Origin of the sequence: Devosia insulae DS-56 (assembly GCF_000970465.2) — a bacterium.
GTDB classification, from domain to species: domain Bacteria; phylum Pseudomonadota; class Alphaproteobacteria; order Rhizobiales; family Devosiaceae; genus Devosia_A; species Devosia_A insulae.
Genome location: NZ_LAJE02000118.1, coordinates 28,699 through 41,178 on the forward strand (window position 1 = coordinate 28,699; position 12,480 = coordinate 41,178).

Sequence of the window (12,480 nt, forward strand, 5' to 3'; positions counted from 1 at the left end):
CCTCGCCGATGCGCTCACCGGGCCCGTACGGTGTAGGTGACGGGTATCCAAAGCAGCGGTCTCCACACGCGCGAACCAAGGGTGAGGCGCAGCCGGACGGCACGAGCCTCCGCCCCTGCGACAGAGGCGCCACCGGTCCAGGCCGGAGACTGCGAGTCTACTACCAAGTACTCGATGCCGACCGCATCAAATGCAGCCAAGTCCACAGAACTCACGTTACTGCGGCGACGAAGCTCAAGCCGCAGGTCAGGTGCTGCCTGGGTCAGCCGAACCTCCCAGCCGTCAAGCTCCGGGCGGCCGGTCTCGAGTGGAGTCAGGGCAAACCCGGCCGCGGACGGGGTGGCGATCGCCAGTCCAACCTCACTGGTCGCGAGGGTGGCCAAGGCCTGCAGCTCGATGAGAGCCGCCTGCACGGCCGCGTTGTCGGCGGCCCGGTCGCGCACCTGGCCGCCGATGGCGAACAGCGCGCCGATGCCGATCACCAGCAGCGACGCGATGGCGACGGCGACCAGCAGCTCGACGATGGTGAAGCCGGCGTCCAGCCGGGTGGGTGAGGCAGGGGCCATCAGCGTGCAGCGGCAGGCGCGAGGAAATCGAAGCGGACGGCATCGCTGGGGCGGCCGGATTTGGGGCGAGCCCAGAGGGTCACTTCGAGCAGCGCCGTGGTGCCGGCGACCGGTTCAGGGCTGGGCTCGAAGCTATAGACGAACAGTTCGTCCTCGCGCTCCAGTTGCGGGGCGCTTGCCGATCCCAGCAGCAGATACTGCTTGATCAGCGATTGCGAGCCGACTAGTGCCACGGAACGGTCGAGCTCGCGCTCGGCCTGGGTCAGCATGGTGTTGGCGATCATAATGATGACAGTGCCGGCAAAGGCGAGGAGGCCCGCGGCCAGCACGGCGTCCAGCAGGATGAAGCCCGCGTCGGGTTGAGCCGGCCGGTCAGCCATCGGCCGGGTTGAATCGGTAGATGCCGGGAATGGCCAGCGCCGTACCGGGCGAGCGGACATAGAGCGTGGCGCCCGAGTAACTGCCGTCCGGGTCGAGCAGCAGGCGATAGCTGGCCGGGGACGTTGCGGCGCCGGTGGTGACGGCAAACTCCGGGCCCCATTGGATCTGCTTGTCGCCGAACGACATGGAGTGCTGGCCGATGGTCAGCACACCCGCCTCGCCGGTGAGGATCACCTCGGTGCGGGCTTCCGCAACGAAGCTGAGAATCGCCGCTGCGTCGGTTATGGCGTCGGCGGGGGCGCGAGGGAGCGAGGCCGCAACGACGACAGCGAGGCCTGCCATAATGCCAAGTGTCACGATGAGTTCGAGGACGCTGAAGCCGGCGTCGGGTTTCATTGTGCCTCGCCGAGGGTGATGTCCGCAGCCGCTCCCTCACCGCCCTCCTTGCCGTCGCCGCCGCGCGAGGTCAGCACGTAGCCGCCGGCGTCGTCGACCGCATAGGCAACAAGGTGCCCCCAGGGGTCGGCAAGCAGGTCCTGGTTCTTCAGGTACGGCCCGCGCCAGCCGGCGGGATCCTGTGGTGGGTCGATCAGCACGGCGAGGCCTTCGGCGGCGCTCGGGTTGCGGTGGGTATCGAGCTGAAACAGGGTCAGTGCGTTCTGCAACTGGCGCAGCTGCAGGCGGGCGACATCGACCTTGGCGCGGTCCATCTGCCCCACCACCTGCACCGCCACCACGGTGCCAATCAGGCTGAGGATGACGAGGACGATCATCAGTTCGAGGATGGTCAGGCCTGCATCTGCGGGTAACCGTTTGGCTGGGCGCTTGCGGGTCAAAATGTGAGCTCGTTGATATCGAGAAGGGCGGAGAACACCGAAAAGATCACGAGGCCGATGAGCGCGCCGACGATCAGGATCAGGGCGGGCGCGAGGAGGGCGGTGGTCAGCGCCATGCGTTGCTCGAAGCGCGCCTTGGCCTCGCTCACCACGGCGTCGAGCACCTCGACCAGGCGGCCGCTGCTTTCGCCCATCGCGATCAGATGGGTGAGCTTGGCCGGCAGCAAGCCGGACGCCCTGAGGCTGTCGGCAAGCTTGCCGCCGGCGCGGACCCGCTCGGTCAGTGTGCGCTCCGGACCGGCGGGAAAGCCGGCAGAGGTCAAGGCGTTGGGCAAGGCCAGCGCCATGGGAACGTTGCTGGCGAGGTAGAGCCGGAGGGTTGCGGCAAAGCGGCGGCTGGCCGACCAGCGCAGCGCAGACCCAATCACCGGCAAGCCGAACAGCACCTGGTGCGTGAGCCGTCGTACTGATCCCGTAGCGCTGCCGGCGCCGATGAGGACGAATACCAGCGCCATGGCGACGCCGAGGGAGACGAGGTTCGAGCTGATAAAGCCGGCCGTGCCGGACAGTGCCGCCAGCGCAAGGGGAACCGGCCGCTCCATCGAGGTGAAAAGCTCGGTCAGGCTGGGCGCGACGAAAAAGGCGATGAGGCCGAGCACCAGCAACGATACGCAGAGCAGCAGCGCCGGATAGGCCAGCGCCGAAGTATAGGTGCGGGCGAAGCGGTTGGCCTCGGCATAGCTCTCGGCGAGCATCGCCAAAGCTGTCGGGAGTGAACCGGAGGTTTCGCCGGCGCGCAGTACCGGCACCAGGTCGTTCGGCAGGGTCACCCCGGCGGTGCTGGCCGCCTCGGAGAGCGATCGGCCGAGCCGCAGGCCATGCCGCACGGCTTCGACGAAAGCCTTGAGCCGGGATTTCGGTTTGAGCGAGGGCAGCATGATCGCCACCGCGTCACTGACGGTGACGCCGGAGCGCAGCAGCAAGGCCAGCTCGCGGCAGAACGCCTCGCACTCGAGGTGGCTCAGCCGGCGGCTGCCGCCCAACGAAATCTCCTGATCGAGCCAGGATTGGCGGATCGGCTTCGAATCGAGCCGCAGCGGCTGAAACCCCCGGAGCTTCAGCTGGGCCAACGCGTCCTCGGCGCTGAGCGCGCTGAGCTGGCCGGCAAAGACGCTGCCGTCCGGGGTGCCGGCGCGAAAATAGAAGGTGCTGGCATCAGCCGACATCGATCAGCCCCACCAAATCGGCGGCGGCGATCTCGCCGCTGCGGACGCGATCGTCCGCATCCTCTCGCAGTGGCCGGTAGCCGGTCTGCCGCAGCCGGTCCTGCTGGGCCGGAGAAAGCTCGAGGCTTTGCGCCAGCGCTTCCGACAGCTCGGCATCGAGCGCCAGCAGTTCGCCGATGGCAACCCGGCCGGCAGTGCCGCTGTGGTTGCAGGGCGCGCAGCCGCTACCAGCGCAATGGGGGCAAAGACGCCGCACCAGCCGCTGCGCCAGCACGCCGCGCAGCACCGCACCGAGGAGGTATGGCTCGACGCCCATATCGACCAGCCGCGGCACGGCAGCCAGGGCCGAGTTGGTGTGGAGCGTCGCTAGCACCAGGTGGCCGGTAAGCGCCGCCTGTACGGCGATCTTCGCCGTTTCGGCATCGCGGATTTCACCGACGAGGATGATGTCGGGGTCCTGCCGCAGCAGCGAGCGGAGGACGCGCGGAAAGGTCAGCCCGATCTTTTCGTCGACCTGGATTTGCGCCGCGCCATCAACGCGGTACTCCACCGGATCCTCGATGGTGACGACGTTGAGGTCGGGGCGGATCAGCTGTTTCAGCGCCGCATGCAGCGTCGTCGATTTGCCCGAGCCGGTAGGGCCGGTGACGAGGATCAGCCCGTCCGCCGCCGTGAACAGGCCATCGAGCTGGCGCTGAATAGCCGGGGAGAAGCCGAGCTCGCCCAGCCCCGATACTGCCAGCTCGCGCGACAACAGGCGCAGCACCGCGGCCTCGCCGTGGATATGCGGCATGGTGGAGATGCGGATATCGACGGGGCGGCCGGCGACATTGGCGCGGATCCGCCCATCCTGCGGCAGCCGCCGCTCGGAAATATCGAGGCCGGCAAGGATCTTTAGGCGCGAGATGATGCTGGCGAACTGCCGCGGCTCGGGCGGGGCCTGCTGTGCCAGTTCACCCTGCACCCGAAACAGCATCTCGGCGCCGCCGCGCATCGGCCTCAAGTGAATGTCGGAAGCGCCCTGCTCGACCGCGGCGCGCAGCGCATCCTGGACGAAACGGATCACCGGCGCATCGCTCGCGGCATCGCGCAGCAGCTCGACATCGCCGGTGCTGGCTTCGGCTGCCTCGTCGGCGCCCAGGTTCGCCTCCGGCGCGAAGGCAGCGCCGTAGACATCGGCCATCGCGGCCTCGAAGCGTTGTCGCGTGATCCGTCGGCGCAGCACCGACCGGCCGGTCTTGAGACTGATCGCCGTGGCGGTGAAATCGTCGAACGGATCGACCATTGCCAGCGCGAGGGCAGTCCCGGTGGCGCTGAGCGGCAGCGCTCCGGCGGTGGCGAGATAATGCGGGCTCAGCTCGCCGGGCAGCACCGGGGCGCGGGGGAATTCGACGGGCAGGGCGTCGGCGACGCCGAACTGCTGGGCCAGCACGTCGCGCAAAGCCGCTTCGGTGAGGAGGCCCAGATCGAGCAGCGCCTGGTCCAGCCGCTTGTCGGCGATCTCGGCCGCGGCGCGCGCCCGCGCCAGATCATCCGGCCGCACAGCCTCATGCTGCGCCAGAAACGCCGCAAGCCTCGGCGCAAAGACCCGTTCCGATGCGCCGGGCTGTTGCAGATCCGTCATCAAAAAGGCGACCAACCGCTAATCTTGAGACACCAAAAGCCAAAAAAGCCGGCGCTCAGGAAAGGTCCGAACGGCAGCGTCATTTGCAACGATACGTTACGCCCAAGGAGTCGCAAGATCAGCGCAGCAACAAGCGCCAGTACTGCACCGACAAATACGACCGGCGCGAGATTGAGCGGCCCAAGCCACGCGCCGGCGGCAGCGAGCAGCTTGGCATCGCCGAGGCCGAGACCGTCATGGCCGCGGAGCCGGCGGTAAAGGGTGGCGATGAGGTAGAAGGCGAGGAAGCCGAGGAGGGCGGCTAGGGTGTGGGGGAGGATTGCACCTGGCTCGAGTGCCAACGTCAGGATCAGGCCTAGTGCGGTCAACGGCAGCGTCACGTAGTCCGGCAGCCGGCGGGAGCGGATGTCGATGATGCCGGCAATCATCAATGCGGCTGACAGGATGGCTGTGGCAAGCGGAAGGGGCAATTCAGTTCACCAGTGACCTGATCCCGTCGTACGACACCTTTGCGCGCCCTTGTCACGACTCTTTCGGGAGATGCCACCGTCACCGCCGAAACCACGGCGCGCGTCCGGGTGATCGAGGAAGCGCTCGACGTGTTGTCACAGAACCCGGATTTCGCGCTCCACATCGCCACCCTCGCCTCAACGCCACCTCCGCCCTCCTGGTCGACCTCCGCCACGCCGACGCAGGCAGAAGCAGGAACAGGCCCTGATGAGCCGCATCCTTACGGCGATGCTGGCGATACCGAAGGTGACGGGGCGCGGAGGGAAGTGGGTGGATCACGAGTAGAACGCCCCGTGTCCATCGCCTCAAATTGCGTCAAACACCCGTCTCTTGACATCCCGCACGAGTGTGACCGCCTCCGGAAACCTCGATGACGATACTAAGTTGACGATCGAATCCAAATTTTCTCGGACGAACGGAGCCATATCCGCGAGTCCGTCGTAGCTAATTAGGAATCGTTCCGATTTCGCAATCTGTCTTATTTCATGGCTTGACGGAGGCCGGAAGTACCATCCGATGTCATTTACCGATATGCTCGGAGAATTCGGCTGCAAGGTACCAAATTCTAGATCCTGCTCATTAGCTTCCTGCCTGAACGTCCAGAGAATACCCCGAGCGTAAGCTTTGAGATTCTGCTGACGAACTCCAGAATCTAGTACCACTATTTCTACGTCTTCGTTCACGCCGATCCTTTGGAAGAATATCCGCACATCGTCGATGAACCCATCAACCAAAGACATTTCTAGCATCCCTCTTGGAGAAGAGAGCACGTTCTACCTGTAGGAACCGCTACCCATCCGTCACTTGTATTCTTGAATTTGTAACCAGCCTCGCGCAACGCGGCGAGCTCCTTCGCGTAACTTTTGCCCAGAGTTCCGTACGGGTCGGAGGTAAGGTAGACGGCCTTCATCTCCTTAATGATGACCTCCTTCATGAAGCGCATGTTGAGATCGGTCGCCATTGTTCCGGTAGGGGTCACAATAGAATTGAGGCGGTTCCAGTCAGCATCTGAAAGCTGAAAGTATGCCGCACCACGAGATCGGGCTACCTTTTCGTAGCTCGATGACGAATTTTCGATGTACCTACCGAGTACTGCGTACGGCGCATCTGCGTTGTGGAAGGCCCTGCCGATGTAGTCCGAGAGATCGCCTGCCAACAGGCGGGCCTCGATGTTGGCCATTCTTGCCGCTTTGACGGCTCGTGAGAAAGCCACGGCATACTCTGCCGAGCGTCCAGCAATGGAGCCGAGCCCCCCGGAGGAGAGGGCAACCCCGTCGATCAGGTCCTGGTACGGAGCGATTGCCTCGCCCGGACCCGCCATGATGTTGACCGCTCCGTTGATCGGGGCATTCACGAAGTCGAGGGTGGGATCCAACCATGGATGAATACTTGAGCAAGGAATGGCACCCGTCCCAGTGGTACACCAAAGGGAATCATGCCCGTTGGGATCGGATTTGTTGACCGGATCCCCTGCTGAGTACCCGTATCGATCGGTCCCGACTCCTGGATCACTCGGGTCCCACCAGTCTGGCGAGAGGAACCGCCCGAGGCTTGCGTCGTAGTATCTTGCATGCAGGTAGGTGAGCCCGGTCTCGGGGTCAGTGCGCTCACCGATCCAGCCTTTGGGCTCGGATGGGGAGAGTGGGGCGAGGACGGTTTCAGTCTGCACGCCGTAGGGCTGATAGACCGAGGCGCGGGTGAGGGCTCCGGATGCATCGGTCACACGGCGGACCGAAGTCAGATGATCACGATGCAGGACATTTATGACGCCGCCGACGCGTTTGACGTCAGTATTGAGGTAGTTGGTGTGGCCACCGGCTGGGTCGATCTCGGTGTCAGGGCCGAGATAGAGCGTGGTGCCGGAGGCGGCCTGCTTCTTCAGCCGCTCGCCGTCAGGACCATAGAGATAGGTGACGGTGGCGCTGCCCAGGATGACGCTCGTTGGCCGGTTGTCATTGTCATAGGCGATGGTGCGGTCGGTGACCCCAGAGGTGAGCCGCGAGGTCTGGTTGCCGTTGAGGTCGTAAGCGAAGCTCCAGTTGCCGGCAGTCGAGACCGCATGCGGCTGGAAGGCCGAACTGCCCTGGGTCGGGTAGGCATAGGTGCCGACTGACGAGTTGGAGGTCAGCTTGCCGCCAAGATCGTAGGTAAAGCTTTGGCTTAGCGCTGGGGTGCCGGTGTTGGCGGCATTCAGCAGATGATCAAGGTTGTCATAACCATAGGTCCAGTCCTCGTCGGTGCGGTTGCCGTCGATGCCGGTGATGCGGCCGGCGAAGTCGCGGGTGTAGGTGTAGGACTGGATGGTGGTGGCGCCCTTGACCGTCGAGACCGTGTTCAGCCACGAGCGGGTGGGCGAGTAGGTGTAGGTGGTGGTCACGTCATTGGCATAGCTGATGGTCAGCACCGCGCCTTCGGCATTGTAGGTGGTGCCGATGATGGCTCCGGCAAGCGTAATCTGCTGGCCGGCGGCATTGTAGCCATAGGCACCGGAACCGCTGCCATTGGCGAAGGTCTTGGCGGTGACGCGACCACCGGCGTCATAGGATGTGGTCGCGGTGTAGGCGACCGTATCGACAGTGCGCACCTCTTTCGCGAGGCGACCGCCGACGTCGTAGTCCGAGGCGACCGACGCATTGTCATTGGCCGCGGTGGTCAGTTGGCCAACATTGAAGAAGCCGACGCGAGCTTCGTCATAGGTGTTGGTGACGATCTCCTCGTCGGGCAGTCCGACGCCGCTGGTCTTGGTCAGCACCCGACCGAGACGCTCATAGCTGAAGGCGGTCTGCTGGCTCTTGGCGTCGAGCTGGCTCAGCAGCCGCCCGCCGTCGTCATAGCCATAGCTCCAGGTGCCAAGATCGGGGTCGGTGCTCGATGTGCGACGACCAAGACTGTCATAGCTGTTGGACCAGCTGTTCCCCATCGGGTCGATGACCGAGACGAGGTTGCCGAGCGGGTCATAACTAAAGCTGGTGGTGACGGCAGTAGCGCCGAGATAGCCGATGCGGGCGAGGTGGTTACCGCGGGCATCGGTTGTGATCCGGCTAATCCGGCTCAAGGGATCGGTGGTCTTGACGGTCAGTGCACCAGGTACCGACAACGGCGCCTCATAGGCCGTGGCGATGGTCTTGGTATCCGGCAGGGTGATCAGCGTCGGTCGTCCAAGCACGTCGTACTTGGTGGTGGTCCACTGCACGGTACCACCCTGGAAGTAGGGCAGGCTCTGCTGGTTGGCCGGACCGCGCTTACTGTACTTGGTCTCGGTGACCACCGGCTGGGCGGCAGCCGTAGCGCCGATGCCGGTGGTCTTGTAGGTGCGACCCAACCCATCGAGGTAGGTTCTCGACCAGATCGGGTTGACCCCATCGGCTGGGCTACGGGTGGTCTCGACATACTGCGTGGTCGGCGTGCCGATGTTGAGGTAGGCGGTGGTCAGATAATCGGCCGAGGGATAGTCGATGCGGGTCTCGCGGCAGAGCGCATCGTACTGATAGGTGGTGACCAGGCCATTGCGGTCGGTGCTGGAACTGGGTGCACCGCAGAGCGCATGCCAGCCGGTCAGAGTCTTCTGCCTCAGGTCCCCGTCGAACCAGAGTGGGTTGCGCTCTTCGACCACGTATTGCTGGGTGGCATCGTAGATGCGACCAGTGCGGTTGCCCAAGGGATCGATCTCAGCGGTCTGGTTGCCGACGCTGTCGAACTCGGCAGTCGTTGCAACCCAGCGGCTCTCCGATGCCAGCCACTTTCGCGTTGTGGTCGCGTGGCCCTTGCTGGGCGGGATGGTGGTAGAGGCAGCACCGTCATAGCGGAACTGCGTCATCTGCAGCAGGGTGTTCGCGGCGTTTCGCAAGGCGACCTGCACGGGCTTGCCCACGATATAGGCCGTGAGGTTCAGCTCGTAATCGGACTGCGTGATCAGGTCGTCGACGGTTGACCCGGTGACGCCGAGATCCTTCTCCTCCAGCAGGTTGGCGTAGCCGTCATAGGTCCACTCCTTGCGGGTGACGGCATTGCCACCGACCAGATAGTCAGTCACCTGCTCGGAGGTCTTATGGGCGGTGAACGGTGCCGAAGCCTGGTTCACCACATAGCCGTTCTCAAGCTTTTTCTGGATCTGCCCGTTCGGGGCATAGACTTCGAGCTTCGACAGCGAGCCTGCTGCCACCGCTTCCTGGCGGTACCAGGCATGTACCCAGGGGCAGGTCGCCTCCCCAGTCTCGCAGGCCAGTTCTGCGGTGACCTTGGCAAAGCCGAGGAACTTGCGCTCGAACGGATCATACGCTCCGCCCTCATAGGCGTACTTGGTCTTCGAGCTATTGCCGCGACCATCGGCCGTCGTCACCTTCGACACCGCCTGCACCACCATCGGCAGGTAGCCGTTGGTCCAGTAGGTCGAGGGCAGGAACTCGACGTCGACCGTCCCGCCGGATGCCAGAGTATGACGCTTCAGCAGGTCGGGGACGACGGAGTCCTTGAAGTTGGTTCTGCCCGACGACTCGTTAGGCCCCCAAGCATCGGCTCTACCGTCCCCATTATAGTCGGCGGCAGACGACGCAGAATTGGCCAGATAGTGATCTGCCCAAGCCATGCTCTGCAGATAAATGTCGATACCTTGACTGCCCGGGATGCCAATATCGAATAGCCCGTCGGCGTTGAAATCGAGGGGAAATGTATTTCCACTGGGGATGTATCTATCCGACCACTGCCCTCCAACAAATGACGATCCAGTATTGTCGTGCCGCTGTAGGCGACTGCCGACGATCCCTCCTAGATCGAGATATCCGTCACCATTCCAGTCACCAAATAGGAAGGTGCTATAGGATGTTATCGCCGATGCAGCCGAAACGATCTCAAAGCCCGTACCCGTTGAGAGTCTGATTGTCGACGATGATCCATTAGTGCCCGATCGCACGAGAATATCAGCAAGGCCGTCACCATTCAGGTCAGCTACTTGCCCGGTGGCGAGGTTGGCCCAGGTTTCTTTTGTGTATCCGCTGCCATTCGACAGAAACATGCTGCCTGCGAGGGCGAAGTCGTCCAGGCCGTCACCAGAAAAATCCCCGACCAGGGGGTCCCCGGTTACAGGTGAGGTGAACAGCCCCGAAACCGAAGCCGACGCAACAGTTGAGCCGTTCATGTAAAGAACTGCCGCGAACCGCGAGTTCCAACCGTAGCCGGCCGATGCGAGCTGGGCTTTGTAGGGCGCTCCGGGCATCGGTCCTTCAACCCTACCGATGGCTAAGATGTCTGTTCGGCCATCGCCATTGAAATCTCCCGTCTTCCAACCTGCAGTTGTCGAGCAGTCTCCCAGAACTCCGCCTAGGCCGTTGAGATTGATCGGAGTTGCTATCGCCGGCGTCGACGTGTTGAGCCCTATCGTGATCGAACAGTTGCCCAACCCGACGAAATCCACCTTGCCGTTGCGGTCGAAGTCCCCGAGGTGGGTTCCTCCTGTTGCGGTTGACGGTTCCGTCGCCGTCGTAGTCGGCGTCGTCTCGGCGGCGGTGTTGGCCGTAACGAGGTCCGAGATTATGGTTCCCATCCGCCTGCTGGTCATGTCCCAGTAGGTGAAGCTGTCGGCGGGCAGGCTGGTGCCTCCGGTGATGACGCCGGTACCGGCGACGGTGGCATCGGAGCCATGCTGCTTGAAGCTCGACAGCAGGCTGCGCTTGGTGTCGGGCGAGTAAGTGTAGCCGATCGCATAGGCGCGGATCAGGCTGGTGCCGGTTCTCACCGCGATGGTCTTGAGTCGCTTGGTGGCGTTGCCGAGCGAGATGCCGGTGGCATAGGTGAAGGTATCGGTGCGGGTCTCCCAGTAGAACTGGATCGAGCTGGTGCCGTAGCCGATGGTGCTGACATAGCAGGTGGGCAAAGCCGCACAGTCATAGCTGTAGGTGACGGTGTTGCCGTCGGTGTCGGTCACCGACTGCAGCAGCCAGCGGTAGTCGTTGCGGAGCCGTGTATCCTCAGTGCCGGAGGGGGCGAAGCTGGCCAGCGCCTTGTAGGTCGAGACGGTGCCGTCGCGCGCGGTCACCTCCCAGCTGTTCAGCGTCGTGTTCCGCTTGATCCGCTCGTAGGTTTCGTACCGACCTGTGTGGGTGCCGCCCGCTGAGCAGGACGGCGTCTGTCGTGTCACGCCCTCGACCACGCAATCCATCAGCGTGTTGCCATCGAGCTCGAACGCATCGGTCAAATCGAACCTCGGCAGTCCGCCGCGCGAGGACTTGCGCTCGATCAGCCCGCCACCGCTCATGGTCCAGCCGACCCCGAGGATGGAGAAGCCATCCCGCGCATGCTGGCGGTTGTCGCCGGAATTGTAGTTGAGGGCGATCCTGGGCGTGATCTCGAAGAAGGGCGGTACCTCGACCGGCAGCGAGCGGGTGAAGGCGCCGTTGTATGGGGTCTCGGGCGGCTCGAACTTGGCGGATTTCGGTTCGTCGCCGCCGCTCATCAGGCTCATCAGCCCGGAGCCGGCATTGTTCACATCGTAGGGCGAGACGTTGGCAGCGCCTTCGCCACTGCTCTCCAAAGCCGGAGCGGGGGCCGCTGGCAACCCGGCCAAAGCCGGTGCTGCTGGAGACGACGTTACTGCGAAGGCTGGAGCAACGGTGGTGAGGCTCAAACTCGCCGCAAACAGCAGCGCCAGGCCCTTACGCACGAACCGCAAAGACGCAAAATCACCCCTGCCGGCGCCACGCGCCGCCACAATAGCGTTCGTCATCGAAATCCCCCAGCCAAATAACGACGACAAACGAGCACATCAGCGCATCGTCAGCATTGCAGCCGGCGATGGATTCACAAGATTATTTGCGGGTCTAAATTTCGTCTGAGTTTTCGGCGGTAGCGATCGGAGAGAAAAAAGCTGATCGCTGCAGAATGTGGCAACTAACTCTGAAGTCAGAGAGGCGGCTTAGTGTTGCGCGGTCGCGAAAGGGGGTATCTCCCTAGCGCCCCGCGACCAGCGCCAATGCCGCCGGCAGGCGTAGGGTGATGTCGTTCTGGTCGATCGGCAACTGCTCGCGCTTGCGGCGGGCCGCGTGCACCAGCGCGGCATACTCGCCGAGTTGGATGTAAGGTTGGCTGGCCAGCCATTCCTGGTCGAAGGCCGGGATGGCGAATTGGCCGCGGTGGAGTTCGATCAGCGGCTTGGCCGCCGGGAGCAGGGCGAGGAGGCTTGGCCAGTCGATGATGCCCTCCCCGACAGAGGCGAGGTGGCGACGGAGAGCTGTGTCGCCGTCGAAGCTCAGGGCGGCGTCGTCGATGTGGACCTGGGTGACGTGCGGGGCGAGGCGGCGGGCGGCGGCGAGGGGGTGTTCGAGGCGGACCAGCATGTTGGCGGG

Annotated in this window: 8 protein-coding genes and 1 pseudogene; all 9 read right to left on the reverse strand. The window is 63.7% G+C overall.

Annotated features, from left to right (window positions below):
- Positions 1-14: 14 nt before the first annotated feature.
- Positions 15-566 (reverse strand): prepilin-type N-terminal cleavage/methylation domain-containing protein, encoded by a 552-nt coding sequence (locus VW23_RS07685; protein ID WP_069908994.1) that lies wholly within the window; start codon positions 564-566, stop codon positions 15-17.
- Positions 566-946, reverse strand: a complete 381-nt coding sequence (locus VW23_RS07690) for a hypothetical protein (protein WP_069908995.1) — start codon at positions 944-946, stop codon at positions 566-568. The genes VW23_RS07685 and VW23_RS07690 overlap by 1 nt, the downstream gene beginning before the upstream one ends.
- Positions 939-1,343, reverse strand: a complete 405-nt coding sequence (locus tag VW23_RS07695) for a pilus assembly FimT family protein (RefSeq protein ID WP_069908996.1) — start codon at positions 1,341-1,343, stop codon at positions 939-941. Before VW23_RS07695 ends, VW23_RS07690 begins: the two co-directional genes overlap by 8 nt.
- A complete protein-coding gene (gene gspG / locus VW23_RS07700; RefSeq protein ID WP_084645738.1) occupies positions 1,340-1,783 on the reverse strand; it encodes a type II secretion system major pseudopilin GspG in 444 nt (147 codons plus the stop codon). The genes VW23_RS07695 and gspG overlap by 4 nt, the downstream gene beginning before the upstream one ends.
- Positions 1,780-3,009 carry a type II secretion system F family protein gene (locus tag VW23_RS07705; protein ID WP_069908998.1) on the reverse strand — a complete coding sequence of 410 codons (1,230 nt, stop codon included), beginning with the start codon at positions 3,007-3,009 and terminating at the stop codon, positions 1,780-1,782. The genes gspG and VW23_RS07705 overlap by 4 nt, the downstream gene beginning before the upstream one ends.
- Positions 2,999-4,633, reverse strand: coding sequence for a GspE/PulE family protein (locus VW23_RS07710; RefSeq protein ID WP_069908999.1), 1,635 nt, complete (start codon positions 4,631-4,633; stop codon positions 2,999-3,001). Before VW23_RS07710 ends, VW23_RS07705 begins: the two co-directional genes overlap by 11 nt.
- The gene (locus VW23_RS07715; RefSeq protein WP_141728264.1) at positions 4,633-5,103 is read right to left on the reverse strand and encodes a prepilin peptidase; all 471 of its coding nucleotides are present in this window, start codon (positions 5,101-5,103) and stop codon (positions 4,633-4,635) included. Before VW23_RS07715 ends, VW23_RS07710 begins: the two co-directional genes overlap by 1 nt.
- Before the next feature lie 782 nt (positions 5,104-5,885).
- Positions 5,886-11,861: an RHS repeat-associated core domain-containing protein gene (locus tag VW23_RS07725; protein ID WP_084645740.1), complete on the reverse strand. Its 5,976-nt coding sequence runs from the start codon at positions 11,859-11,861 to the stop codon at positions 5,886-5,888.
- A 223-nt stretch (positions 11,862-12,084) separates the two neighbouring features.
- A pseudogene (locus VW23_RS28915) lies at positions 12,085-12,480 on the reverse strand (hypothetical protein); the annotation flags it as partial.

What these genes read in the sequence shown, in the direction of transcription:
- VW23_RS07710 (WP_069908999.1), bottom strand. Translation starts at nt 4,633, where the DNA reads ATGACGGATCTGCAACAGCCCGGCGCATCGGAACGGGTCTTTGCGCCG.
- VW23_RS07685 (WP_069908994.1), bottom strand. Translation starts at nt 566, where the DNA reads ATGGCCCCTGCCTCACCCACCCGGCTGGACGCCGGCTTCACCATCGTC.
- VW23_RS07695 (WP_069908996.1), bottom strand. Translation starts at nt 1,343, where the DNA reads ATGAAACCCGACGCCGGCTTCAGCGTCCTCGAACTCATCGTGACACTT.
- VW23_RS07705 (WP_069908998.1), bottom strand. Translation starts at nt 3,009, where the DNA reads ATGTCGGCTGATGCCAGCACCTTCTATTTTCGCGCCGGCACCCCGGAC.
- VW23_RS07725 (WP_084645740.1), bottom strand. Translation starts at nt 11,861, where the DNA reads ATGACGAACGCTATTGTGGCGGCGCGTGGCGCCGGCAGGGGTGATTTT.
- VW23_RS07690 (WP_069908995.1), bottom strand. Translation starts at nt 946, where the DNA reads ATGGCTGACCGGCCGGCTCAACCCGACGCGGGCTTCATCCTGCTGGAC.